The organism is Pseudoalteromonas sp. PS5 (genome assembly GCF_004103255.1).
GTDB classification, from domain to species: domain Bacteria; phylum Pseudomonadota; class Gammaproteobacteria; order Enterobacterales; family Alteromonadaceae; genus Pseudoalteromonas; species Pseudoalteromonas peptidolytica.
The window spans coordinates 1-22,095 of record NZ_RCSQ01000060.1 but is presented as its reverse complement, the minus strand read 5'-3'; the positions used below and the strand labels follow the sequence as shown (position 1 = coordinate 22,095).

24 protein-coding genes and 1 pseudogene are annotated in these 22,095 nt (G+C 42.4%); 12 read left to right on the top strand and 13 right to left on the bottom strand.

The window, feature by feature from the left end; translation table 11 throughout:
• Nucleotides 1-38: 38 nt before the first annotated feature.
• From D9603_RS08605 to D9603_RS08595, 3 genes are all read left to right on the top strand, one after another.
• Nucleotides 39-404 (top strand): CidA/LrgA family protein, encoded by a 366-nt coding sequence (locus D9603_RS08605; RefSeq protein ID WP_241651625.1) that lies wholly within the window; start codon nucleotides 39-41, stop codon nucleotides 402-404.
• Entirely contained in the window at nucleotides 397-1,092 is a 696-nt protein-coding gene (locus tag D9603_RS08600; protein ID WP_128730989.1) for an LrgB family protein, read from the top strand. The genes D9603_RS08605 and D9603_RS08600 overlap by 8 nt, the downstream gene beginning before the upstream one ends.
• Nucleotides 1,093-1,188: 96 nt before the next feature.
• Nucleotides 1,189-2,010 carry a mechanosensitive ion channel domain-containing protein gene (locus D9603_RS08595; RefSeq protein ID WP_125253564.1) on the top strand — a complete coding sequence of 274 codons (822 nt, stop codon included), beginning with the start codon at nucleotides 1,189-1,191 and terminating at the stop codon, nucleotides 2,008-2,010.
• Here the strand turns inward: D9603_RS08595 and D9603_RS22295 are convergent.
• The 3 genes from D9603_RS22295 to cysS form a co-directional block, all read right to left on the bottom strand.
• Nucleotides 2,000-2,347, bottom strand: coding sequence for a mechanosensitive ion channel domain-containing protein (locus tag D9603_RS22295; RefSeq protein WP_277750220.1), 348 nt, complete (start codon nucleotides 2,345-2,347; stop codon nucleotides 2,000-2,002). The genes D9603_RS08595 and D9603_RS22295 overlap by 11 nt on opposite strands.
• 11 nt (nucleotides 2,348-2,358) lie before the next feature.
• On the bottom strand, nucleotides 2,359-2,898 hold the full coding sequence (locus tag D9603_RS22290; RefSeq protein ID WP_277750219.1) for a mechanosensitive ion channel domain-containing protein: 540 nt from the start codon (nucleotides 2,896-2,898) through the stop codon (nucleotides 2,359-2,361).
• Nucleotides 2,899-3,205: 307 nt separating this feature from the next.
• On the bottom strand, nucleotides 3,206-4,585 hold the full coding sequence (gene cysS, locus D9603_RS08585) for a cysteine--tRNA ligase (RefSeq protein WP_128730988.1): 1,380 nt from the start codon (nucleotides 4,583-4,585) through the stop codon (nucleotides 3,206-3,208).
• Nucleotides 4,586-4,782: 197 nt separating this feature from the next.
• Between cysS and D9603_RS08580 the strand changes: the two genes are divergently transcribed.
• Both D9603_RS08580 and D9603_RS08575 read left to right on the top strand, forming a co-directional pair.
• Nucleotides 4,783-5,277: a peptidylprolyl isomerase gene (locus tag D9603_RS08580; RefSeq protein WP_128730987.1), complete on the top strand. Its 495-nt coding sequence runs from the start codon at nucleotides 4,783-4,785 to the stop codon at nucleotides 5,275-5,277.
• A gap of 241 nt (nucleotides 5,278-5,518) precedes the next feature.
• Complete coding sequence (locus D9603_RS08575; protein ID WP_128730986.1) at nucleotides 5,519-6,247, top strand: UDP-2,3-diacylglucosamine diphosphatase; 729 nt, start codon at nucleotides 5,519-5,521, stop codon at nucleotides 6,245-6,247.
• A 58-nt stretch (nucleotides 6,248-6,305) separates the two neighbouring features.
• On the opposite strand, the gene D9603_RS21625 is transcribed toward D9603_RS08575, so the two are convergent.
• Both D9603_RS21625 and miaE read right to left on the bottom strand, forming a co-directional pair.
• Nucleotides 6,306-6,482: a hypothetical protein gene (locus D9603_RS21625; protein WP_161972732.1), complete on the bottom strand. Its 177-nt coding sequence runs from the start codon at nucleotides 6,480-6,482 to the stop codon at nucleotides 6,306-6,308.
• A 376-nt stretch (nucleotides 6,483-6,858) separates the two neighbouring features.
• Nucleotides 6,859-7,647, bottom strand: a complete 789-nt coding sequence (miaE, locus tag D9603_RS08570) for a tRNA isopentenyl-2-thiomethyl-A-37 hydroxylase MiaE (protein WP_128730985.1) — start codon at nucleotides 7,645-7,647, stop codon at nucleotides 6,859-6,861.
• Nucleotides 7,648-7,857: 210 nt separating this feature from the next.
• Here miaE and D9603_RS08565 point away from each other — a divergent pair, with 210 nt between their 5' ends.
• Complete coding sequence (locus D9603_RS08565) at nucleotides 7,858-8,457, top strand: Yip1 family protein (protein ID WP_128730984.1); 600 nt, start codon at nucleotides 7,858-7,860, stop codon at nucleotides 8,455-8,457.
• Nucleotides 8,458-8,623: 166 nt separating this feature from the next.
• Here D9603_RS08565 and D9603_RS08560 read toward each other — a convergent pair whose 3' ends face one another.
• The 8 genes and pseudogenes from D9603_RS08560 to pspA form a co-directional block, all read right to left on the bottom strand.
• Nucleotides 8,624-8,968: a 4a-hydroxytetrahydrobiopterin dehydratase gene (locus tag D9603_RS08560; RefSeq protein WP_128730983.1), complete on the bottom strand. Its 345-nt coding sequence runs from the start codon at nucleotides 8,966-8,968 to the stop codon at nucleotides 8,624-8,626.
• 10 nt (nucleotides 8,969-8,978) lie between these two features.
• Nucleotides 8,979-9,777, bottom strand: a pseudogene (gene phhA / locus D9603_RS08555) (phenylalanine 4-monooxygenase).
• 254 nt (nucleotides 9,778-10,031) lie between these two features.
• Nucleotides 10,032-11,210 carry an aminotransferase class I/II-fold pyridoxal phosphate-dependent enzyme gene (locus D9603_RS08550; protein WP_125253547.1) on the bottom strand — a complete coding sequence of 393 codons (1,179 nt, stop codon included), beginning with the start codon at nucleotides 11,208-11,210 and terminating at the stop codon, nucleotides 10,032-10,034.
• A 190-nt stretch (nucleotides 11,211-11,400) separates the two neighbouring features.
• Nucleotides 11,401-12,426, bottom strand: coding sequence for a TIGR01620 family protein (locus D9603_RS08545; RefSeq protein WP_128730982.1), 1,026 nt, complete (start codon nucleotides 12,424-12,426; stop codon nucleotides 11,401-11,403).
• Complete coding sequence (locus D9603_RS08540) at nucleotides 12,423-13,835, bottom strand: YcjX family protein (protein WP_128730981.1); 1,413 nt, start codon at nucleotides 13,833-13,835, stop codon at nucleotides 12,423-12,425. Before D9603_RS08540 ends, D9603_RS08545 begins: the two co-directional genes overlap by 4 nt.
• 48 nt (nucleotides 13,836-13,883) lie before the next feature.
• The gene (gene pspC, locus D9603_RS08535) at nucleotides 13,884-14,285 is read right to left on the bottom strand and encodes an envelope stress response membrane protein PspC (protein ID WP_125253544.1); all 402 of its coding nucleotides are present in this window, start codon (nucleotides 14,283-14,285) and stop codon (nucleotides 13,884-13,886) included.
• Entirely contained in the window at nucleotides 14,282-14,515 is a 234-nt protein-coding gene (gene pspB, locus D9603_RS08530) for an envelope stress response membrane protein PspB (RefSeq protein ID WP_125253543.1), read from the bottom strand. Before pspB ends, pspC begins: the two co-directional genes overlap by 4 nt.
• Before the next feature lie 76 nt (nucleotides 14,516-14,591).
• The gene (pspA, locus tag D9603_RS08525; protein ID WP_125253542.1) at nucleotides 14,592-15,251 is read right to left on the bottom strand and encodes a phage shock protein PspA; all 660 of its coding nucleotides are present in this window, start codon (nucleotides 15,249-15,251) and stop codon (nucleotides 14,592-14,594) included.
• 183 nt (nucleotides 15,252-15,434) lie between these two features.
• Here pspA and pspF point away from each other — a divergent pair, with 183 nt between their 5' ends.
• Genes pspF through D9603_RS08495 form a run of 6 tightly spaced genes read left to right on the top strand, consistent with a single transcriptional unit; the run spans nucleotide 15,435 to nucleotide 21,805 of the window.
• Complete coding sequence (gene pspF, locus D9603_RS08520; RefSeq protein WP_125253541.1) at nucleotides 15,435-16,526, top strand: phage shock protein operon transcriptional activator; 1,092 nt, start codon at nucleotides 15,435-15,437, stop codon at nucleotides 16,524-16,526.
• Nucleotides 16,527-16,552: 26 nt separating this feature from the next.
• Nucleotides 16,553-18,136, top strand: a complete 1,584-nt coding sequence (locus D9603_RS08515; protein ID WP_241651627.1) for an ABC transporter substrate-binding protein — start codon at nucleotides 16,553-16,555, stop codon at nucleotides 18,134-18,136.
• Nucleotide 18,137: 1 nt separating this feature from the next.
• Complete coding sequence (locus tag D9603_RS08510) at nucleotides 18,138-19,172, top strand: ABC transporter permease subunit (protein ID WP_128730979.1); 1,035 nt, start codon at nucleotides 18,138-18,140, stop codon at nucleotides 19,170-19,172.
• Entirely contained in the window at nucleotides 19,159-20,052 is an 894-nt protein-coding gene (locus tag D9603_RS08505; RefSeq protein WP_125253538.1) for an ABC transporter permease subunit, read from the top strand. The genes D9603_RS08510 and D9603_RS08505 overlap by 14 nt, the downstream gene beginning before the upstream one ends.
• On the top strand, nucleotides 20,052-21,059 hold the full coding sequence (locus D9603_RS08500; protein ID WP_125253537.1) for an oligopeptide/dipeptide ABC transporter ATP-binding protein: 1,008 nt from the start codon (nucleotides 20,052-20,054) through the stop codon (nucleotides 21,057-21,059). The genes D9603_RS08505 and D9603_RS08500 overlap by 1 nt, the downstream gene beginning before the upstream one ends.
• Nucleotides 21,044-21,805: an ATP-binding cassette domain-containing protein gene (locus tag D9603_RS08495; RefSeq protein WP_125253536.1), complete on the top strand. Its 762-nt coding sequence runs from the start codon at nucleotides 21,044-21,046 to the stop codon at nucleotides 21,803-21,805. The genes D9603_RS08500 and D9603_RS08495 overlap by 16 nt, the downstream gene beginning before the upstream one ends.
• Nucleotides 21,806-22,095: the final 290 nt, after the last annotated feature.

The following is a 22,095-nucleotide window of genomic DNA, read 5'->3' as shown; positions in this document are numbered from 1 at the left end:
ATAAAGACTTCACAATCACTTGGGAGCATGAAGTACTGATGCAAAGGTTGCAGTTCATCATTAAATTTTCATTCGGCTTTGCTATTATTCTAGGATGCTTATTGGGTGCCAAATGGATCGTTATGCTGAGCGAGATTAAGCTACCAGCGGCACTACTTGGAATGGGTTTATTGGTCATATTGTTATTTCTTGGCGTGGTAAAACCTGAGTGGATAGCACCTGCGGCCAACCCCATTTTGAAGTACATGGCGTTATTTTTCATTCCTGCCGGTGTTGGTGTTGTTGAGCATATTGACTTATTTCAGTCCCAATGGGTAATGCTGGCATTACTACTTACTATCGTGCCGACTCTCATATTGACGTCGTTAAGTCCTATCGTTAAACGTATTAAGTTCCGTGATTAATATACTGATTTACTCAACACTCACCGTCGTATTGTTTGTCACAATGCGGGCGCTATATCAACGTTTCCCTATAACATTGTTCAACCCCGTATTGCTGTGTATTTTGACTATCTCCACTTTTTTATTACTCACTCAGTTTGAGTATAAAACTTATCAGCAAGGTACGTTGCCAATTCACTATTTACTTGAACCGGCAGTGGTTGCCCTTGCTTTTCCGCTATTTAAACAATTTCACCAAATTAAGCCGGTATTTTTTGCATTGTGCTTTACCAGTTGGCTTGGCGTTTCTTTATCAACCTTAAGTGCTTTTTTGATTTGTAATATGTTTGCATCAGATGACGCTATTGCAGCTTCAATGGCGGCATTATCTGTCACCACACCAATTACATTATTGATAAGCGATTTTCTTGGTGGGATCCCTGCTGTAGCGGCAATTATGGTGATCCTTATTGGCGTTTTTGGCGGCGTTTTTGGATTGCATATATTGCACCTTTGCAACGTACACTCCATGCAAGCGAAAGGTATTGCGTTGGGCATCGCTTGTCATGCAATTGGTACCAGTGCGGCAATGGAACATCACCCAGTAGCAGGCGCATTTTCATCCGCAGCAATGACAATTACTGCCGTGATCACAGCATTATGGGTTCCTGTATTTTATAATTTGCTAGATAGCGTAAACTTTGGATGAGATGGTAAGTAAATAAGCTTTGTCTATCGAGTATTCAGCTCAGCGTAAAAGCCAACCGTCAGAAAATCAATTAACCAACAAATATGAGAAAGTATCGTGATTAATCAAGAGATTGAACAAATTGAGCGCTATTACAACATCATTCGTGAATACTTGGTGACTTACAGCTTCCAATTACTCGCCGCCATCGCTATTTTTCTGCTTGGTTTGTGGCTCTCTAAAAAGCTCTCGAAAGCCACCGAAAAGTTGATGCTGAAGCACAGCATCGATCCTGCACTTACCAACTTTGTGGGCAATGTTATCAAAGTCTTGATAATCGCCATGTTCGTAGTAATTTCTCTTGGTAAAATAGGGATTAGTATCACTCCTTTTGTCGCTGCCATCGGTGCGGCTTCCTTGGGTGCTGGTCTGGCGCTACAAGGGATGTTAGCAAACTACGGTGCTGGACTTGCTATTATCGCTACACGCCCTTTTGTCATCGGTGATACCATCAGCATTAAGGGGGTGAGCGGACAGGTCAAAATGATAGAGCTTGGACATACTACCCTGATCAATGAAGACAACGTTGAGATCACGATTCCAAATAAACATATTGTGGGGGAAATATTACACAACTCATTTGAAAACTCACTTGTAAAAGGAGAAATTGGTATTGCCTACCATGCCGACTACGAACAGGCATTACTACTTATCAATAATGCGCTTGCCAATAACAGTAAAGTCAGTCAATCTCCTAAGCCACAGGTTGGTATAGAAACATTTGCCGACAGCGCTGTAGTCTTAAGCTACCGTTACTGGGTACCAACCACTGCGCTAATTGAAACTAAATTAGAGATCAATAAGGCGGTATTCGCTGCCATTAACAATGCCAATATAGAAATACCCTTTCCGCAACGTGTAATTAAACTTATTCAGTAGGCTGTGTAGTGGAAAAACCACTGCGTAAATGAAGATCTCGTTGTGGAAACGGGATCTCAATTTGGTATTTGCGAAACGCATCATCAATCGCCCATAAATAGTCAGAAATTAGGGCTGTCGGCCGCTTTACTTGCTCAGGCTGTACCCACACTCCCAGTGTAAAGTTCAAACAACTATCGCCAAATCCCGTCATCCATACTGTTGCCTCCCTCCCTGCAGTATTGAGTGTATACTGAACATTTTTGGCAGCTTCCAATGCTGCTCTCTTAACGAGCGTTTTATCACTGCCATAGGCAACAGAAAAAGGAATACGAAAGCGGCGGTACTTATCTGACATGGTCCAGTTTGTTATGGTATGGTGTTTGATACCATTTCTGAGTTTGGGATCAATAAGTCCACATTGTCATTTGTGCGGATCCAAGTGGAACGCATATGAATGGCAATAACTTCACCAACCATACCATTGTTTAGCTCAACAAAGTCCCCAACCTTAACCGTTTTTTCTAACAGTAGTACTAGCCCTGAAACAAAGTTATTTACCAAACCTTGCAACCCAAGACCAATTCCAACCCCCAGAGCACTGGCCACGAGCGCCAGTTCAGTTATCTCAAAACCAAGTGCGGTCAGTGCAATAATAAACCCGATAAACAACACAATGTAGTGGATAATGCGACCTATCACGTAAGCAGATGTGTGCTGAATAACACCCTGCTTAGACGCAATTCGGTTGAACGCCAGACGCAACACCTTGGAAATAATAAACGTCGCTATCACCACTGTCACAAAAGACAGCGCCTCACCGATTTCTAATGAAAACTTGCCTAACGAAAATAGTTTTTGGTCAAGCCATGGAATATCCATATCTATCTCTTGGGGCACTTTTATCATCACTTTTTTACTTTGATCCTAGTTATACTAAGTGTGCGTGGCTCACACCAGAATTACAAGCATGTATCGCACTGTATAAACCCTACATACTGAGTTGCTTACTCTTTTCGAAGCTCATACCTAAATAACAAATCAATACCACAAAACCATGAAAATACAGCGACGTCGTATTACCACTCACCGCCACTGGGGAACCCATTGTTTTGAAATAGACTAAAAGTAAAGCTACATTAATTCAGCTAGCCCTTAAAACAAAAAAGCCTTCTGCACAATGAAGAAGGCCTTTGGTAGCATCTTTTCAGTATGACTATGCTTTACGCCATGTCGTTTTTCCCGCGCTATCTTCCAATACAACGCCCATTGCAGTTAGCGCATCACGTGCCTCATCAGCAGCAGCCCAGTCTTTACTTTCTCGAGCAGCTCGACGTTTTTCGATCAACGCTTCAATTTGTGCAACTTCATCATCGCCTTGCTCACCTTTAAGGAAAGATTCAGGGTCTTGCTGGGCAATACCAAGTACCTCAGCCAGTTTTACAAGAATGTATGCGTACTCGCCCGCAGCTTGCGTATCGCTATCTTTTAAGCGATTCACTTCTTTTGACAGCTCAAAAATCACAGGAAGCGCTTCCGGTGTATTGAAGTCATCGTTCATAGCAGCTTCAAAACGCTCAACATAAGCGCTTCCTTTTAGCTCTACTTCCACCAGTTTTACACCACGTAACGCAGTATAGATACGCTCTAGTGATGAGCGCGCTTGCTCAAGGTTTTCTTGTGAGTAGTTTAACTGGCTACGGTAATGACCATTAATTAAGAAATAACGTACCGTTTCTCTGTCAAAAGCTTTTAGTACTTCACGTACAGTAAAGAAGTTACCAAGAGACTTTGACATCTTCTCTTTATTGACTTGCACCATACCGGTGTGGATCCACGTATTCACGTAGCGGCCATTATTTGCGCAGCACGATTGCGCAATTTCATTTTCATGGTGAGGGAATTGTAAATCTGAGCCACCACCATGAATATCAAAAAATTCACCTAAGTGCTTTGAACTCATTGCGCTACACTCGATGTGCCAACCAGGACGACCTTCTCCCCAAGGTGACTGCCATGCTGGCTCTCCTGCTTTAGCCTTTTTCCATAATACGAAATCAAGCGGGTCGTCTTTACCTTCAGCTACTTCAACACGCGCCCCAGCCTGAAGCATGTCTAAGTCTTGTTGCGAAAGTTGGCCATATTGCGCAAACGTTGATACGTCAAATAATACGTCACCATTTTGCGCGACATAAGCATGACCTTTTTCTATTAAACGAGCTATCATATCGATGATTTCATCCATGTGACCCGTCACTGTCGGTTCTATGTCTGCCGGTAACATATTCAATGCGTCAAAATCTTCGTGCATTGCTTTGGTCATGCGGACAGTTAACTCATTAATCGACTCGTTGTTTTCAGCGGCACGTTTAATAATTTTATCATCGACATCGGTAATATTACGTACGTATGTGACGTCATATCCGAGGTACCGTAGATAGCGATTCATTACATCAAATGAAACATATGTTCGCGCGTGTCCTACATGACAGAAATCATAGATGGTGATACCACACACGTACATATCAACCTTGCCTTCTTTGAGCGGTTTAAAGGGGGCTTTTTGACGAGTGAGTGTATTGAAAATCTGCAACATGTAGTTTTCTTCCTAAATACGTTCATTTTTAACAAAAGAGTTGATTATCATATCACCTACATTGCAACGCCTCTAGATTTTAATGGCGTTTTAAGACAGTTTTTTGATTTTTTACACCGATTATTACGGAATGCTTTTTCACACCCGCTTAGTTGTTATAAAATAGAGTTTTAACATTCAACACAATGGACACTAACATGGTTGTTTTAGAAACAAATCACGGCGAAATTCGCATTAATCTTTTCGCTGACAAAGCACCAGAAACGGTTGCAAACTTCTTAAATTACGTAAACAGCGACTTTTATAACGGCACTATTTTTCACCGCGTTATTGATGGTTTTATGGTTCAAGGTGGTGGATTTGCACCAGGCATGGAACAAAAGCCTGTTGAAGCACCAATTAAAAATGAAGCAAACAACGGTGTTGCGAACAAAGTAGGTACACTTGCGATGGCACGTACCCCAGATCCACATTCAGCTACTGCACAATTCTTTATCAACGTGAATGACAATGACTTCCTCAACTTCTCGAGCGAAACGTCGCAAGGTTGGGGCTACTGTGTATTTGGCGAAGTCGTTGAAGGCATGGACGTAGTGAATAAAATTAAAGGGGTTGCGACTGGCTCTGCTGGCTTCCACCAAGACGTACCACTGGAAGATGTAATCATCGAAAAAGCGTACGTTGCTGAGTAATACCTGTTCGCTTAAACAAATACTCTACTTTGAAGCGAGAAAATCTTGTCGATAATACCGCAACTTCGCCCTGCTATCGGCAAGATCCTTACATCTGTGTAGGGAAAGAAAGAATTTTTAACGCAGTTAGCGTCAGATTTACGTCTTCAAATTGAACATGTATTAAGACTAATTGATATAACATCACCACTTTTTTGTTCAAGGCCAGTGCGTATGCAGGCCTGCGTAGTTTTGAGGTCACATGGGTAAAACCTACTTTATCGCCGACTTACATTTAACCGAACACCGCACAGATATCACCGAAGCGTTTTATGCGTTTCTTGACCACCATATGACAGTGGGCGTCGACGCACTGTACATTCTGGGGGATTTTTTTGAAGTGTGGATTGGAGACGATGAAAAGGATCCATACGCCCTAAGGATTGCACAAAAAATAAGTGCACTAAGCGACTTAGGTATTAAAGTATTTTTTATTCATGGCAATCGTGACTTTTTAATCAAGCAAGATTTTGCCAAAGCCTGCAATATGACTTTATTGCCTGAGCAAGCAGTCATTAACCTATATGGTACGCCAACGGTTATTTTACATGGAGACGAGATGTGTACGCAGGATGAAGTGTACCAGCAATTTCGCAAAAAAAGCCGTGGCTGGTGGTGGCCAAGACTAATGCTTGCGATGCCGCTTTGGTATCGCCGCCGCGTTGCTGCCAATGCAAGACGAAAAAGCATCGAAAACCAAAAAGGCAAGCCGCCTGAAATCCTCGATGTTACCGAAGAGGCGGTAGCGCAAATGTTTGTTCGGTATGGTGTAAAAAACATGATCCACGGCCATACCCACAGGCCAAAAGTACATGAATATAGTGAAGGGAATGTTCGTTCAGTGCTAGGCGACTGGTACTCGCAAAGCTCCTACATTGTTGCTGATGAACATGATCAACGGCTTATGTGTCACCCATTTAATGGGTCTTAAAAGGCCTACTGCCGGCGTAGTAGACCACTTAATTAAGAAAATTGGTATAACAACAGTCTTACGCTGGTCGTAAGTCTTTTACACAAGAGTAACAAGCAGAGTTATGTGAGTATGGGCAATCCCCCTGCGGGTTTGTAGGTGGTAAGCCAGCTCCGCCGATTTGAGGTGTTTGCGCTTTAGGAATAGATTTACCTTCTAGGCTAAGTAGTTTGATTTTCTTTTTCTTAAGTTTCATTTCAATTCCTTAAATTATTATTCTTAATAACAGCTGTTTTGTTACCAGCTGTTACAAAACACTATCAACAACAAAATCAACTGTCAACATATCAGGGACTCGATATTAACAAAAAGATAAAGTTATATTTAACTAGAAAAGGTTGATATACTTTTACTCACAAATTTCTCATGTGATTACTCATGCTGCCAAATGAGATGGATTCAGGATAAATCACTATGCTAATCAGAAACGACATGCTAGGTCGCGCCATATTCAAACCTTAGTTTGAATAATAGGCATAGAGGACAAGTCAAGCTAGCTGAATTTCTAGAATGCAATCAAACAAGACTAGGAAGTAAGTAAGCCGTAATAAAGCGCACTTACTTCCTTTTTGTTATTGTGCGGCTGGAGCGCCAGAATGAAATTTAAAATCAGGATCGGCTGAGCTTATCAGCTCATTTTCTACTTGACGGAATAACTGGATCCGCCCAGCTACATCACAGCGTTTGGGATCTGTAGCATTGGCAACTTGATGCGCTAAGTCAATGTAATCTTGATAGTGCCTTGCTTCGGAACGTAATAAAGATATATAAAACTTGCCTATTTCTTCATCTAAACACGGAGCCAACTTTGCGAAACGTTCACATGAGCGCGCTTCGATATAAGCACCTATAATCAATTTATCTACTAAGGCCGCAGGTTCAAAAGTACGTATGTACTTGATCATACCGGAAGCATAACGTGATGCCTGAACATACTCAATTGGTATATTCCGAGCTCGTATTATGTCTAATACTTGTTCAAAATGATGAAGCTCCTCTTTAATCAGCCTCACCATTTTGCTGAGAATATCTTGATTGTAAGCATATTCGGGTCTCGCAGTAAGCTCCCCTATCAGTTCATTTTTACTGCCTGAGAAGTCTCCTTCACCAATACCACGATAAATAAAGTCCTCGTAGGGCTGCAACCAGCTCAATAGCGTCTTTGCAGAAGCATCGTCTATTGCATATTTACGGATCAAAAAAGCTGCGCTTTGTGCCGCTTTTAGCTCACAATGCATGTGATCGATAAGCAACAAAGGTAAATGTTCGCTTTGGCTCGCTTTTTGTATCCAGGTGTGTGGTGTTTCACAACCCAAAAACTGGTTTATTGGTGTCAGTAAATCTGTGTACTTTTCTAGCATAACAACAAAGGACTAATGTGTTTGCGCTATTTTATCATAACTTCTCGCGACAAGGTGCACCATAGAGGGACTCGCTGATAAGTTTTAGATAATTCTGAAAATAGTAATATTGCTATTCCGCTACATTTTCTTGACAAAAATTATCTCATCTCCCATAACTAGATTGAGTTGTACAAAAATAGTACAAACCGATTCATTGAGGGGCTAACTATGATCTTTAATCATCTATGGGGCTTATACGCTCACCCACAAGAAGAATGGCAAACAATCGACAATCGTCACGAAAGCATCTTTTACAGTTTGTCACATATCGCGCTCGTCGCGCTAATTCCCAGTATTATGGGGTACTATTCATCTGTTTATCTTGGTTGGAGCGTAGGCACCGGTGAGCCTGTTTACTTAACCCATAGCTCCGCACTACTGATTGGTGTAGCGATGTATTGCGCACTCATTGTCGGGGTGTTTATTTTGGCCTATCTTGCCCACTGGATGGCTATTACTTTTGGTGCCAACCCTACTTATACACAAACGTTGGAATTGTCAGCATATACTGCAACGCCCATGTTTATGTCAGCATTTGCAGCATTTTATCCAGAGCTTTGGTTTGTGGTCTCTGTTGGTATGGTAGCACTGGCCTACTCAGTATATTTGCTCTATACAGGCGTTCCGATTCTGATGCACATCCCTGAAGAGCGTGGGTTTATCTATGCAAGCTCTGTGGTAACTTGTGGGTTAGTGTTATTAGTAATTATTCTAGCCGCGACGGCCATTCTATGGACAAATGGTATTATTAGCCCTACCTTTACGTAGCGTCTTCTTATTTTAAAGTTGATGCGAAAGCGGTCTATAAGACCGCTTTGCTTTTATCCTAAATTATGAGTAAAACGGCGCTTATTTGCGCCGTTTTTTTATGCTGCTCACTTTGGCAAAAAGGCATGGTCGTTGTAACCACACCTTCTGCACTGTCCTTCAGAACTTACAGCGACGCAAAAACCTCATCAGTTTTTGCTGCACAGATAAAGTCATTTTTGTGAAGGCCTTTAATAGAATGACTCCACCACGTCACTGTGACTTTACCCCATTCGGTCAGCAGACCTGGGTGGTGACCTTCTTCCTCAGCCATATCACCAACTTTATTTGTAAACACGAGTGCTTGCTTGAAGTTCTTAAACTTGTATACGCGCTCAAGCTGCATAATGCCATCGCGTACTTCAGGTACCCAATCAGGGATCTGTTTCACGAGAACGGCGAGCTCTTCATCTGATACTTTAGGCGCATCTGCACGACACGCTTCACATTTTTGTGCACTTAAATCAGACATTGATAATTCCTCAACTTGCTAGTTTTTCTTTTGGGGGAAACTTAGGTTCAAATAACCCTAGCTCTTTTGCTTTTTCAACCAACGACATAATATCCATTTTTGATATTTCAAATAAGTCGTTGATCGAGGTAATTGTGTAGTAAACCGGTTGCATAATATCGATGCGATAAGGTGTACGTAATACATCTTGTACTTGCAACGGCTTAATCTCTGGTTTGTCAGAGTATACGTATTGTGTTTCTCCAGGGCTGGATAAAATACCACCGCCGTAGATGCGAAGACCTTGCTCGGTTTGCATTAGGCCAAACTCAACGGTAAACCAGTACAAGCGTGCAAGATATACCCGGTCTTTTTTTCTGTGCCGCGTAGCCTAACTGACCATACTTATGTGTAAACTCTGCAAACGCTGGGTTCGTTAGCATGGCACAGTGGCCAAAAATTTCATGGAAAATATCAGGTTCTTGAAGGTAATCGAACTCTTCTCGTGAGCGGATAAACGTTGCTACTGGAAATTGCTTATTCGCGAGCAATCTGAAAAATTCATCAAAATCAATCAATGCCGGCACTGGTGCTACTTGCCACCCTGTTTCTTTCTCAAGTACTGCATTTAATTCGCTTAACTGCGGGATCCGATCGTGTGGTAGGTTTATTTTTTCAAGCCCAGCTAGGTACTCGTCACAGGCTTTCCCCTTTATACACTCTAGCTGACGCGCAACTAACTCAGACCAGATTTGATTCTCTTCATTCGTCCAAGCGATAACGCCATTTTCATCCGGCTGCTTAGAGACATATTTACTTGCTTTAGCCATTTTTCATTCTCACCTAATTCACTCCAATTAATACTTTCGCAATCTGAGTTGTAGTCCTGTTGAGTAGTTTGGAGTGCTTCAACTTGTGACTTTGATACTAAGTAAAAGTGACATAAAGTTTAATAGGCAAGGCGTTTATCAACTTTTGCACAACCCCTAAAAACGTAAATAAATATGCACACCAATGTAATATTAAATTTACGCACATACAAAAAAGGGGCTATAACAGCCCCAAAGTAAACTTATTTATACATCTATATTTTATCAAATGCTTGCTTCAAGTCATCAATAATATCTTCGACGTCCTCAAGCCCAACAGAAATACGAATTAACCCGTCAGAGATCCCTGCTGCCAGCCTTTCCTCTTGGCTATACGGAGAGTGCGTCATAGAAGCAGGATGCTGGATCAGTGTTTCAGGGTCGCCAAGACTCACCGCTAGCGTGCATAATTCAGTTGCATTTATAAACTGCTCTCCTTGCTCAATAGAGCCATTTATTTCAAATGCAATCACCCCTCCGGCACCTTTCATTTGCTCTCCAAGATACTGATAACCCGGATGCGAGGGTAACCCTGGGTAATAAACGGTATTTACTTTTGGATGAGCATCTAAAAACTCTGCAACGGCCTGTGCACTTTGGCAATGACGCTGCATTCGTATTGCGAGGGTTTTTAGTCCACGGTTAATCAACCATGCGTCATGTGGGCTGATAGTCGCGCCAATATCTTTCAATACGGTAAGCTTGATTAATTCGATATGCTCTTTAGAGCCACAAACTAGCCCTGCTACTACGTCACCGTGTCCGTTTAGGTATTTGGTCGCACTATGGACAATAATATCCGCACCAAAATTAACAGGTTTTTGCAGTAGTGGGGTCATAAATGTATTATCAACAACAAACAACATCCCATGCTGTTTGGTGACCTCCCCCAACATTTTTAAGTCTATAACTGTCATGTTAGGGTTGATTGGAGTTTCAGCAAATAGCAGCTTTGTATTTTCCTTGACGGCATCACGCAACGCATCCTCGTCGGTCAAGTCAACAAAAGAAACCTCAATACCAAACCTTGGTAGCATATGCGCGAATAATGCAAAACTACAGCCATACAGTGCGCTTGATGCAATCATATGGTCGCCTTGCTGCAAAAAGCTCAGTACAGATGCCGAAACAGCCCCCATACCTGTAGCTGTTGCCGCAGCGTCTTCCATTCCCTCAAGTCGAGCAACTTTTTCTTCCAGCTCTCGTGTCGTTGGGTTGCCTAAGCGAGTATAGATATAACCAGGCTCTTCACCGGCAAACCTTGCAGCTCCTTGCGCCGCATCTTTAAAATGGAATGTTGAAGTTTGGTACAAAGGTGCGGTTAATGCCCCATGCGGATCATCAAAATGATTAGGTCCGTGAATACACTGACTGTCATCTCTTAATTTTTTCATATTGTCCTGCTGATTTTATTATTGCTAACCAAATAAGCACGTTAGTGAATTAATTAGCGTAGTTTTTTTGTCATGGTCAATATTTAGGGTAGTTTGGAGCAATAAACAAGCATGCCAGATGGGGAGATGGCTAGTTCACTGGTTGTGACTAGCCAGTTTTACTTAAAGAGGTGTATAAAATTGTTGCCGTTTAATCTTTTTTACTACGTCTTAGTAGCACATCAACAACTGAGCTAATCGCACTTTTCAACAGGCTTTGTTTGTGCTCCAAACGTGGTAACGGACGACAAAGCTCCATTGCCTTATACCCTAGTCGAGCAGTAAATATCCCTGCGCTTAGCCCTTGTGCTGAACGAGTAGAGAGCTTACCAAGTAATTCTGCACCTACACTGGTTGCAGCAAGGTCGCTTACCAGTTCACTCGCGCCAACAAACACCATTTGCTTGAGCAGCATTTTGTATAATGTAATGCGACTACGATAAGCCAATCGAATACCATAGTGCTTGCTGACCTTTTCTACCAGCACGACTCCACGCCAAAGCACCGCCAACATGTCCACAAGCGCAAGTGGACTTAGAGCAACTAAGAGTGCTGATGTTGTTGCATGCTCTTGAATTAGTCTTTTAGCTTCAGCATCTTGCTCCCGCAGCAAGGTTTTTTCATATAAAGTGATGATTTCTTTGTCTGTATGATGGGATTGTAATGCCTCTTCAAAAGCCGTAACCTTTTGCTCTGGATGCACTTTTAACAAGGGTGTGAGCCACGCTCTTGCTTCACCGATCTGGTCACTTTGTAACAAACGCTGTGCATCATGCTTAATTTGCTGATGTTGTTTGAGTTTGCTAAGTGCGACGACTTCCGAAAATAAGAACTTGAATAGTGCGAGTAAACCAAGAGACAACACGGTGGTGTAAAGCGCAAATAGTAGAATATTTTGCTCATAGCTCTCAATCAAAGTCAGTGCCGCTTCAACAATAATAAGTACTAATAACGCCAGAAAAAAACACTGCTTAAACCCAAACCTCCAAGGCGACTCGTAGATGCGTTCAATTTTGGGCAGTTCCGGCTCAGGCACTGTCTCAAAGCTACTAGTTACTAGCAGTTCATTGTCCAGGACTTTGCCTTCACCACCCAAATGCTGAGATTCATCTTGGCTTTGCGTGTCGATATTTAAGCGCCTACCCGAACCTTGATAGGGTTTTGTTTGATCGGTCATCTTAACTTATCTCCAATTAAGAACTGTAAAGCATGATCAAGCCTAATATGCGATAAATTTCCGTGCTTAGCAGGCAGGGGTTCAAACGCTATGAACTCAAAGCCCCCTTGAGGCCAAGCATTTGCTTTTGGGATATGGTCTGGCGGTGTCGGTGGCACATAATTGATAAACTGCTGCTCGCCGACCGGCTTACCATAAATACATTGCACATGTTCTCCCCCCTCCTTCACCGCTCTAGACTCAACACTTCTCACCGAAGAAAGCGACATGGTATCAACCGTTACCCCATTGAAGCGAAGCTCATTGGCGCTGTCCACCAGCATTTCATTTAACAACCTTGTTAAATTGGATTGCTGCTCGTTCAAAACGCCATCACACTTATTGGCAGCAAATAGGACTTTGTCTATTTTTGGATTAAATAAGCGAGATAACAAACCGCTTTTACCATGAGAAAACATGGCTAAGATCTGCTTTAACGCAACTTCTTGCTCTTTCAGTGTGTCATAACCATCACTTAGACTCCCCAGTAAGTCAACTAATACAACTTGGCGGTCAAACTGGCAAAAATAATCTTTGTAAAATGGTGCGACCACTTGCTTTTTGTAGGCTTCAAAACGCTCAACAAGCTGTTGATATTGTGAATGCTCGGTAATCTCATTTGGGTGGCTTTGTACTGGGAAAAACAGCAGTATGGGTGCCCCCTCAAGATCACCTGGGATCAACGCCCTACCCGGTTGCAAATTAGATAAACGGGTGTCTCGCTGCAGCTGTGCTAAAAGCGCATGGTAACTTTGTGCAAGCATTTTTAGCTTATTCTCATCCACCGCTTGCGTACTATCAAACTGTTCAACTAGCTGTAAAAATGTTTGTGCAAATGGCTGGTATTTTGGTTTTTTTAGTAGCGCAAACTGCTGCTCACACCACTGGGAAAAAGTCATTTTTAACAGCGGTAAGTCCATTAGCCACTCACCAGGATAGTCATATAACTCAAGATACAGGGTATGAGTTTGCGCTAAATGCTGTTTCAGACCACGCTCACTATGATACCTAAACGCCAGTGTTAACGTATTGATGCGCTTAGTTGATGCAGGCCACGTTGGCAATTCTTCCAGTAAACAGCTTATGGCTTGCTGATAATCAAAAGTAGGTACTGCTAGCGCTTTTTGTGGCTCAGGACGACATGCCACAAGACGACCTTCACTCAACACATCTAAGAAAGGTAAATTATCTGTGCTGGTTTGAGTTGTGAGATGTTTGATAAGTGCCGTTATAAATGCGGTTTTACCACTGCCGCTGAATCCAGTCACTGCAAGTTTGATATGCTTATCAAAAGAACGGTGAAGCGTTTTTTTGGCTTGTTGTTTTAGCTTATCTAGGGAAGATGGGGTACGAAAGCGTGACGTAGTCATAAATAGAAAATTGCCCCTTTAGAAAATGCCAAGGCGGCTAAAACCGCCTTAAAGCTTGTCGATTTCTCTGCTAACCGTAAATTCAGGGGAAGTTACATAGCGTTCCATATTCTGAATGCGGCCATCAAGTCGTGATAGTCTGTCTTTCAGGTCATAAAGTGCCTGTCTTGGCGGTTCACCTTTTTGCCATACCTTAAACTTCACTGATACCTTATCTTCATCTTTCGCATCAGGTGAACGATTTGGCATCATTTCACGCTTATCTAAAATAAACCAGCAAGCCACATACACGACGATAAATAATGGACCACCAGAGAGTAGCACAGCTGTGATGAATAAAATCCGAACAAGCCACAACTCCATATTAAAGTAGTCACTAAGCCCTGCGCATACTCCGGCTACCTTTCCGCGACTCGGATCACGATATAGTTCTCGCTTTGATCTACTCATAGCTTGCGTCTCCATTGTGGCGACTCTTGATCAAGTAGAGCTTCCAGCGTTTCAACACGCTCTGCCATTTTCTCCGCCTTGTTAGCCAGCTCTATCAATTGACGATGTTCATGCTCACTCAACCCTTGACTGACCTGCTTTTTACTACGGTAATGTAAAATCAACCAAAGCGGTGCCACAATGATCATAAAAATAATCAGCGGAGCCATTAAAACTTCTGCATCAAACATAATTCTCTCCTGCCTTCAACTTGGCTGTTATTATTGTAGTTGGTTGGCACCTACCTAATAGTAGGTGCAGCTATTTTCACTTTTCAGCCATTTTCTTTTTCAGCTGCTCAAGCTCATCATCGATTTTTTCGTTCTTTTGTAAATCGGCTATCTCATCTGCAAGAGATTTTTTACCAAGATCATAAGACTCAATTTGTGACTCTAGACCATCAATTTTGCTCTCATAACGCTCAAAGCGATTCAAGGCATCATCTACTTTACTGCTGTCTAGTGCTTTTTTCACCTCTAATCGAGACTCAGCTGAGCGTTGGCGCAGTACAATCGCCTTTTGACGCGCTTTAGCATCCGCTAACTTATCTTGAAGTGTACTCACTTCCTGTTGCAGCTTTTCAATGTGCGTATCGACATGTGCTAACTCTTTTTCAAGGGCAGCCACATCCTCTGCAGACTTTTGCTTCTCAAGTAAAGCGGCACGCGCTAAATCTTCACGCTCTTTGCTCAGTGCAAGTTCGGCTTTAGTTTGCCAATCATCTACTTGTGCTTTGAGCTGATCAAGACGGCGTGTTAACTCCTTTTTCTCAGCTAAAGTTTTTGCTGAGGTCGATCTTACTTCAACTAGTGTATCTTCCATTTCTTGGATGATCAGGCGAACCATTTTTTCCGGATCTTCTGCTTTATCCAAAATCGCATTAATATTAGAATTCACTATGTCTGCAAAACGAGAAAAAATTCCCATAGTGGTTACCTCTTTGGTTAATAGCTAAATTGCTTACTAACTATGTATCAAATAGCTTGCCAACTTTATCAGATTTAAAAATACAATAAAATCATGTGGTTATTTTATTTTTAAAAGTCCTTTAGTTATCCTGTTTTTTGAAATACACTAGTTATTAGCAAAAATAACTAAGAGTTAGGCAATATGAGCCGTTTCCGTCAACAGGATAATCTATTAGGCCAATCCGACAGCTTTTTAGCGGTGTTAGATAAGGTATCTCAGTTAGCCCCGTTAGAGAAACCAGTATTAATTATCGGTGAGCGCGGTACAGGTAAAGAGTTAATTGCGGCTCGCCTGCACTATCTTTCGGAGCGTTGGGATCAAGAGTACGTCAAACTTAACTGTGCAGCGCTAAACGAAAACCTCTTAGAAAGTGAATTATTTGGCCATGAAAGTGGTGCTTTTACCGGTGCAAGCAAACGCCATGAAGGCCGCTTCGAACGAGCTAATGGTGGTACCTTATTTTTAGATGAGCTTGCTAATACCTCCGCTATGGTGCAAGAAAAACTGCTTCGCGTTATCGAATATGGTGAATTTGAGCGCGTAGGTGGTAAACAAACGGTAAAAGTCGATACTAGATTAGTATGTGCAACCAATGAAGATTTGCCAACACTTGCAGATGCGGGAGAGTTTAGACACGACTTACTTGACCGCCTCGCCTTTGATGTAATAACACTGCCTCCATTAAGAGCCAGAAAAGAAGATATCCTGCTACTTGCTGAACATTTTGCAATTAATATGGCGCGGGATTTGGGCTGGGAATTATTCAGTGGCTTTACTAGAAAAGCAATTGAAAAACTGTTGGACTATCCATGGCCTGGTAATATTCGCGAACTTAAAAATGTAATCGAGCGCAGCCTGTACCGCCATGGTAACGACCAGATACCGGTGCATGACATTATATTCGACCCATTTGCAAGCCCCTTTAGACCGAGTCAACGCATTAAGGCACCTTCTACTCAGTCTACCATCCCTCAAAGTCAACCTTTAGAATCGACTGTGGTAGCAGAGCCGCTTGTTAAGCAGACTGTGGAGCACGAGCTGAATTTCACTTTTCCTTGTGATTTAAAATCACTCTCTAATGAGTATGAAATCACAATGTTGCAAAAAGCACTTGAATTTAGTCAATTTAATCAAAAGAAAACTGCACAAAACCTCGGTTTGACGTATCATCAACTTAGAGGGTATTTGAAAAAATACAACCTGTTGGATCAAAACCAAAAACAAGAGGCCTAGTGGTGCGTATATGGTTTTTTGGTGTGTTGTGTACTGCGCTATTTGGCTGTACAGACCAGACACCAAATAAAGTGAATGATAAGTCGCAAGGCTTGGTATATTGTGCAGAAGCAAACCCTGTGTCATTTAATCCTCAAGTGACCACAACAGGGTCGACGATAGATATTATTGCCAATCAGCTTTTTGATACTCTGATCAGTATCGACCCAAACACAGGGGAGTTTTTACCAGAGCTTGCTAAGTCTTGGCAGGTGAGCGCAGATGGAAAGTCATTTACGTTTACGCTAAGAGATGATGTTCACTTTCACGACACCTTGTATTTTACTCCCACGCGAACAATGAACGCAGATGATGTCGTGTTTTCATTTAATCGCCTATTTGACGTATACAATCCTTACCATTTTATTGGTGATGCAAACTACCCCTATTTTCAGAGTATTGGACTAGATCAACTTATTCGCCAAGTAAAAAAAGTGGATGACTACACAGTACGCTTTGACTTGTTTAATGCCGAAAGTAGCTTCTTATCGAATATTGCCACTGATTTTGCCGTTATTTTGTCTAAAGAATACGCAGATCAACTGATCTCTTTGGAACGCAAACAAGATTTCGATCAAAAACCTATCGGTACAGGCCCATATAAATACCGTGAGTTTATGCGCGATAACTTAATTCGCTACTACCGGAATGAACAATACTGGAAACATCCTGTGTACATGAAGCAGTTGGTTTATGATATTACAACCAACGGTACGAGTAGAATTGCAAAAATGCTTACCAAAGAGTGTGATATCACCGCTCATCCGAGCGCAACACAACTCACGGTACTTGAACAACGCAAAGACATCGATGTTGAAAAAGCCGCCAATCTCAATATTGGGTACTGGGCTTTCAATACAGAAAAACCGCCATTTAACGACCCACTAGTACGAAAGGCATTAGCTCATAGCATTGATTTTGAGAAAATCATGCAAGCTGTGTTTTACAATAATGGAATTATCGCTCGTTCAATCCTCCCCCCCTCGTCATGGGCGTTTAAAGCACAAGCAAACATGCCTTCATACGACCCACAAATTGCAAAAGCATATTTAAAGCAAGCTGGGTTCGAAGATGGCTTCACGATGACTCTATGGGCAATGCCTGTGTCGAGAATTTATAATCCTAATGCTCGCAAAATGGCTGAGCTGATCCAACGAGACTTGAGAGACATTGGAGTGACGGCGAAAATTGTTGAATATGAATGGAATACGTTTATTGAGCGTGTTGGTCGTCACGAGCACGACAGCGTGCTGTTAGGTTGGGCGGCAGATACTCCCGACCCTGATAACTTTTTCAGTCCGCTGTTAAGCTGCACAGCTACATTCAGTGGCAAAAATCCTGCAAATTGGTGCAATCCAGAGTTCGACTTATTATTGACACAAGCCCTCGATACCAATGACATGGAAGCACGTAAGCATTACTACCGACAAGCACAAGAGATGGTTGTTGAGCAGCTGCCTTTGGTTCCCATTGCCCATGGTTTGCGTTTTCAAGCGACTAGCTCTGATATTGAGGGGGTTTCTTTGCGGCCTTTTGGTGGTATTTCTCTAGCAAAGGCAAGGAGAGACTAAGATGTTTGCAAAATATGCTTACAGGCGTATTAGTCTCCTGTGCTTTATGCTCTTTACCCTAACAGTGTTCACCTTTTCACTCAATTACTTGTTTCCAGGGGAGCTAATTACGAACTTCAGTGGTGAGGTGAACTCAAGTTATGCCCAAACACAGGCCCTGGTCGAAAAGTACCGAATCGAAGATAATATTATTATTCAATATGGTGCCTTTATGGCACGGATGTTTGAAGGTGACTGGGGGTTGTCACTCTCTTCAGGCCAACCTGTACTTGGCCATGTTAAGTTATTGTTCCCTGCAACTTTAGAGTTATGCCTGTACGCATTAACTGTCGCTGTAATAATTGGTGTGCCTAGTGGTGTTATTGCCAGTGCATACCATAAAAAATGGCCTGACAAGATTATTAATTCCCTTAGCTTAATGGGCTTTTCTATCCCCGTATTCTGGCTTGCGTTGCTCTTAATTATGGTGTTTTGCCTTGGCTTAGGTTTATTTCCCATGTCTGGGCGCATTGGCCTGTTATATGAAATACAGCCAGTCACACACTTTATTCTTATAGATATTTATTTAGAGGGCTTTCCATACGGTGGAGCCTCGTTTTGGGATGCAATTCATCATTTAGCACTTCCAACCACCGTACTGGCTATGTACCCAACGACCGTACTTATTCGTTTTACCCGCGATTCAATGTTAGATGTACTTGATCAAAATTATATCAAGACTGCCCGAGCTAAGGGTCTAAATCGCAGTCAGCTTATCCTTCACCATGCACTTAGAAATGCCCTACTGCCTGTGATCAAGCAAATTGGCCTGCAATTTAGTACACTGATTACATTAGCCATGATAACAGAAGTCATATTTTCTTGGCCTGGTCTTGGTCGCTGGCTCATCGAGAGTATCTATCAACGTGATTATCCAGCGATACAAGGGGGCTTATTGGCTGTATCCTTTTTTGTCATTATTGCCAACATGATGTCAGACCTTGTTCACTCTTTACTCGACCCTATCGCAAGGAATCAAGCGCATGGCAAAATTTAGTTTGTTTACTGAGGAGTCTAATCGCTCTCCCTTATTCAGGCTTTGGCGAAAATTTCGCTCAAACCATGTTGCATTAGTAGGCCTTTGGTTATTTTTGGCTCTGACAGTTTTGGCACTAACTGCACCTTTAATCGCGCCATACGGCGTCAATCAACAACATGCAGATGCCTTGCTCCTTCCTCCGTCTTGGCATGATGACGGTGATGTACGATTTATTCTCGGAACTGATGACCTTGGTAGAGATATTCTATCGCGACTGATGAATGGCGCGACCTATACATTCGGTCTGTCAATTATCGCAGCACTCGTGACAACAGCGCTTGGCGTAGTGCTCGGTACACTCGCAGGAGCCAGTCGAGGACTAAAATCTAGTCTATTAAACCATTTGCTTGACATCACTCTAGCGATCCCATCCCTATTATTGGCGATTATCATTATCGCTATTCTGGGTCCAGGCCTTATGAATACCGTATGGGCAATTATCTTTGCATTGCTTCCGCAATATATTCATTCGATTCGAAATCTTGTGGTGGCTGAGCTTGGTAAAGACTACATTATCGCCTTTAAACTGGATGGTGCAAACCGTTGGAGGTTGCTGGTTCGTGGCATATTACCTAATATCTATGAGCATATTGTGGTAATATTTACCATGGCGCTGTCGACTGCGATACTGGATATTGCAGCTTTGGGCTTTTTAAAATTAGGCGCTCAGCCTCCCTCCACTGAGTGGGGAGCTATCCTTCAAGAGAATTTGAGTTTGATATATCTCGCACCGTGGACCGTAGGACTGCCAGGCGTTCTTTTATTCATCGCAGTATTATCCACCAACCTTGTTGGCGATGGTTTACGTGAAGCTTTAAAAAATCGGAAGGCCGATTAATGCAATTGTTAGACATTAAGAACCTTACTATTGAACTTCGTACCGAAGATGGCGTTATTAGAGCGGTTGATAAGGTCAATCTGAGCCTAAAAGAAGGCGAAGTACATGCGCTAGTCGGAGAGTCCGGCTCGGGTAAAAGCTTAATTGCTAAGGCCATTGTGGGTGTGCTTAATCAACGTTGGACAGTAACTGCTGACAGAATGCACTGGCGAGGTGTCGACTTAATGCGACTTTCACCGGAAAAGCGCCGTAAACTTGTGAGCCAAGATATCGCGATGATTTATCAGGAACCAAGTCGAAGCCTAGACCCTCTGGTGAGCATTTTTGATCAAATCGCTGAATCTATTCCTGACAGCGCACTTAAAGGCGGCTTTTTCGGTCGTCGCAAAGCTCGCAAAGAAAAGGTACGCGCTTTGTTACATAAAGCAGGTATTAGAGACGATAAAAAGATTTGTAGTAGTTACCCGCATGAACTGTCTGAGGGAATGTGTCAGAAAATAATGATAGCCATGGCAATTGCGAGGAGTCCAAAATTACTGATTGCTGACGAGCCTACAACAGCACTAGAAAGCACAGCCCGAGCGCAAGTATTTAGGCTATTAAAAGCTTTAAATCAGCTCAAAAACATGTCAATTTTAATGATTTCTCACGAGCTAGAGGAGATATCTGACTGGTCACATGCTATGCACGTACTGTATTGTGGCCAGATGGTAGAGGCAGGTCCTACCCGTGCTATCTTTAAGCAACCACTGCATCCATATACGCAAGCGCTGGTAAAAAGCTTGCCTGATTTTGGTCAAGGGCTCGGTCATAAAGAACCATTTTATGCGCTAAAAGGCACTATTCCACCTTTACAACACCTACCAATTGGATGTCGATTGGGGCCTAGATGCCCACAAGCACAAAAAGAGTGTGTGGTAACACCAAGACAAAGTCGCTCTCACGGCCACAGTTATGCCTGCCACTTTCCACTCATTAAGGTGAAGCAAAAATGCAGCCCGTCTTAAAAGTACAATCTCTCAATAAATCTTATGTTTCGCGCCAAGGTCTGTTTAAGCGCCACTCTATGAAGGTGCTCAGGGACGTTTCATTTGCATTGGCACCCGGACAAACATTGGCAATTATCGGAGAAACAGGCTCAGGTAAAAGTACCCTAGCAAAAGTGCTTGCGGGTGCCGATATCGCAGACTCAGGACAAATACTACTCAATGGGCAAATAGTCGAAGACAGTGGCGTACGAGAACATGATTGCCGCACTATTCGCCTTATCTTCCAAGACCCTACCCGTTCGTTGAATCCAGGACTTACAATCGGCGACATGCTTGATGACTGCTTGCAATATAATACTGAACTTACCGAGGATCAAAGGTATAAGAAAATTAGGGTAACGTTAAGTCGAGTCGGCTTGCTTGGTGAACACATTGACTACTACCCTCACATGTTTAGTGGCGGGCAATTACAGCGCGTAGCATTAGCAAGAGCGTTAATACTAGACCCAAAAGTATTGGTATTAGATGAAGCGTTATCATCTCTTGATCCATCGGTTCGAGCGCAAACCGTTAACCTTCTACTTGAACTGCAAGCCGCAACAGGTTTAGCTTATGTCCTTATTACCCATCATTTGAGCTTAGTGCGTCATATGAGCGATGAGATACTAGTATTAAATCGCGGTAAAGTAGTTGAATATGGTGAAACCGAGAGTGTATTTAGTACACCTAAGTCTAAAACGATGCAAAAACTCCTCTCAGCCTGAGCCACTTCAAATACAAATATGGTAATAGCCTCCAGCTACTGCCATATTTTTATCTCAATGTAATGACTTTAGTGCTGCATGTTTAAATACAGAAAAATTATACCAATTATCTTAATTGAGTGGCCTATTTTGAGATGAGAAAATCTTGTCGATAACTCCGCTACCGCGTCCTGCTATCGCTTTGGTACCTACATTCATGTAGGCAAGGCAAAAATTTTGCTATGTAGTTCTTCTAAATAGGAAATTTTTAACGCTGTTAGCGTCAGATTTATTCCTTCAAATTGAGCAAG

What these genes read in the sequence shown, in the direction of transcription:
- D9603_RS08605 (WP_241651625.1), top strand. Translation starts at nt 39, where the DNA reads ATGCAAAGGTTGCAGTTCATCATTAAATTTTCATTCGGCTTTGCTATT.
- D9603_RS22295 (WP_277750220.1), bottom strand. Translation starts at nt 2,347, where the DNA reads ATGTCAGATAAGTACCGCCGCTTTCGTATTCCTTTTTCTGTTGCCTAT.
- D9603_RS22290 (WP_277750219.1), bottom strand. Translation starts at nt 2,898, where the DNA reads ATGATAAAAGTGCCCCAAGAGATAGATATGGATATTCCATGGCTTGAC.
- cysS (WP_128730988.1), bottom strand. Translation starts at nt 4,585, where the DNA reads ATGTTGCAGATTTTCAATACACTCACTCGTCAAAAAGCCCCCTTTAAA.
- D9603_RS08580 (WP_128730987.1), top strand. Translation starts at nt 4,783, where the DNA reads ATGGTTGTTTTAGAAACAAATCACGGCGAAATTCGCATTAATCTTTTC.
- D9603_RS08575 (WP_128730986.1), top strand. Translation starts at nt 5,519, where the DNA reads ATGGGTAAAACCTACTTTATCGCCGACTTACATTTAACCGAACACCGC.
- D9603_RS21625 (WP_161972732.1), bottom strand. Translation starts at nt 6,482, where the DNA reads ATGAAACTTAAGAAAAAGAAAATCAAACTACTTAGCCTAGAAGGTAAA.
- miaE (WP_128730985.1), bottom strand. Translation starts at nt 7,647, where the DNA reads ATGCTAGAAAAGTACACAGATTTACTGACACCAATAAACCAGTTTTTG.
- D9603_RS08565 (WP_128730984.1), top strand. Translation starts at nt 7,858, where the DNA reads ATGATCTTTAATCATCTATGGGGCTTATACGCTCACCCACAAGAAGAA.
- D9603_RS08560 (WP_128730983.1), bottom strand. Translation starts at nt 8,968, where the DNA reads ATGTCTGATTTAAGTGCACAAAAATGTGAAGCGTGTCGTGCAGATGCG.
- D9603_RS08550 (WP_125253547.1), bottom strand. Translation starts at nt 11,210, where the DNA reads ATGAAAAAATTAAGAGATGACAGTCAGTGTATTCACGGACCTAATCAT.
- D9603_RS08545 (WP_128730982.1), bottom strand. Translation starts at nt 12,426, where the DNA reads ATGACCGATCAAACAAAACCCTATCAAGGTTCGGGTAGGCGCTTAAAT.
- D9603_RS08540 (WP_128730981.1), bottom strand. Translation starts at nt 13,835, where the DNA reads ATGACTACGTCACGCTTTCGTACCCCATCTTCCCTAGATAAGCTAAAA.
- pspC (WP_125253544.1), bottom strand. Translation starts at nt 14,285, where the DNA reads ATGAGTAGATCAAAGCGAGAACTATATCGTGATCCGAGTCGCGGAAAG.
- pspB (WP_125253543.1), bottom strand. Translation starts at nt 14,515, where the DNA reads ATGTTTGATGCAGAAGTTTTAATGGCTCCGCTGATTATTTTTATGATC.
- pspA (WP_125253542.1), bottom strand. Translation starts at nt 15,251, where the DNA reads ATGGGAATTTTTTCTCGTTTTGCAGACATAGTGAATTCTAATATTAAT.
- pspF (WP_125253541.1), top strand. Translation starts at nt 15,435, where the DNA reads ATGAGCCGTTTCCGTCAACAGGATAATCTATTAGGCCAATCCGACAGC.
- D9603_RS08510 (WP_128730979.1), top strand. Translation starts at nt 18,138, where the DNA reads ATGTTTGCAAAATATGCTTACAGGCGTATTAGTCTCCTGTGCTTTATG.
- D9603_RS08505 (WP_125253538.1), top strand. Translation starts at nt 19,159, where the DNA reads ATGGCAAAATTTAGTTTGTTTACTGAGGAGTCTAATCGCTCTCCCTTA.
- D9603_RS08500 (WP_125253537.1), top strand. Translation starts at nt 20,052, where the DNA reads ATGCAATTGTTAGACATTAAGAACCTTACTATTGAACTTCGTACCGAA.
- D9603_RS08495 (WP_125253536.1), top strand. Translation starts at nt 21,044, where the DNA reads ATGCAGCCCGTCTTAAAAGTACAATCTCTCAATAAATCTTATGTTTCG.